This window comes from Acinetobacter sp. AS5 (genome assembly GCF_048957595.1).
Lineage (GTDB): Bacteria > Pseudomonadota > Gammaproteobacteria > Pseudomonadales > Moraxellaceae > Acinetobacter.
Window position 1 is genome coordinate 1 of sequence record NZ_JARDAL010000007.1, and the last position, 1720, is coordinate 1720.

The window sequence follows — 1720 nt, forward strand, 5'->3', positions numbered from 1 at the left end:
AGGATAGAAATGTTTTGAGTAAACTTCTACTTTAGCACCAGCATCTACAAATATTTTAATAAATGCAGATATATCAATCTCATCCGTATCAATCGTTATCTTATTCCCATCTCGCTCTAAATAATAATCAGAATTAAATTGATCTATTTCTAATGGAGATAAATGATTAACGTGGTGTTCTTGAAGAGCCTCTAAGACTTCTTTAGAAAATCTATGATTTTCTGGAGGTTCACCAGATAAGTAATATTCCTCATATTCAGAAGCTTTTTTCAACTTTGTAACAAACTTTTCTATATTTTCAGCATCTTTAGCTTGAACAAATGAGCCTATTAATACCAAATTCATAGAATGTTCTGATCCATAACTGTTCCAAATTTTCACGTCTTACCCTTATTTATATTTCTTTAATAACTGAAGTGCTTCTAAAACACTTTTTCCACCAATTTCCTGACCAATATTTGAATATGAACTACTTTTAAGAAAGCCTAGAGCATCTATATGAGCATAAGCATTAAGCCCAGTTTCCATCAAAAGTGGATTGCATATAAAATTTGATTCAAGCCCAATATCACTTATAGTTAAACGAGTTTCCCCACTATAACCTTCTATCCACTTCTTCATTTTTTCATAAGAATCTTTTGATAAACTTTTGACGTTTTGAGTAGCTTGCTGGGGTAAAAGTAGAACTTCGGATATATCAAACTTCTCTGCAATTTCTGTGACCTGATCAAGGTCCTGTATAGTTGAATCATTAATTACAACATTGAAACCCAAAGAACTAATTTCCCTTGTTCTTTCAATACGTTCTATTAATTTATCAAATTTTCGACCACGAAATTTCTCATAAGTAGTCCCAACACCATCAATACTTATTCTAATGAAATTTACATTTCCTTTAAGATTAGACAATAAATCATCAGTTAAACGATGTCCGTGAGTAGTGAATGTTACAGCTAAATCTGTCTCGTTAGCTGTAAATTCACATATCTCAGCAAATTTAGGATATAAAGTTGGTTCCCCGCCTCCAAAGCCCACTCCAAAAGTACCAAGCTGATCAATTTCCTTTAACCATTTTTTTAAGTAATCAAATGGAAGAGAGGCTTTTATTTTGGGCGCATAGCAAAATTTACAATGCAAATCACAAATATTAGTAAGTGCTACTGAAATTTGTCTAGGTGCTACAGTCCAGTCTGCTTCTGGCAATAGAAGCTCATTTATTAGGATATTATTCCCATTAGCCCTATCAAAAAAATGAACTCCATCTGGACCTATTCTTTTTTTCATTGTAAATTAATAAACTTAATACAGATAATGTATTTTAAACATAAAAATCGAATTGATTCATACATACTCTCATATCTTTATCTAAGATTAGTAAGCCAATCTTCTTTGTAAAATTTCAACTTTAGATACATAAGACTGTAGCTTATTAAAAGACTAGCAAGCTCTAACTGAGTCACATTTCAATTGTCACTTAAAGGCAAGTAGATGTTATTGAAGCAAGTGAATCATAAGCGTATTTATCGCATCATGAAGCAGATGTATTAAAAAAACCACTTTCTTTAGGAATATCGACAAGACTCATCGAACGTCATAAATACCAAAAACTGTTGGATGTAATAGGTAATTTAATTTTAAGGTAGTAGGGTGTGTTGACACTTTTAGCTTAAAAAAATAGCGAAGTAGTAAAATCAAATCGCCAAACCCAATTTTACTATTC

The 1720-nt window shown here is 31.6% G+C and carries 2 protein-coding genes; both read right to left on the bottom strand.

The genetic code is table 11. The features are described from left to right. Positions 1-381 (bottom strand): DUF6375 family protein (locus PV763_RS03510; protein ID WP_420937351.1); only part of this gene is annotated, 381 nt, incomplete at its 3' end. 9 nt (positions 382-390) lie between these two features. After that, complete coding sequence (locus PV763_RS03515; RefSeq protein WP_236163146.1) at positions 391-1203, bottom strand: radical SAM protein; 813 nt, start codon at positions 1201-1203, stop codon at positions 391-393. Positions 1204-1720: the final 517 nt, after the last annotated feature.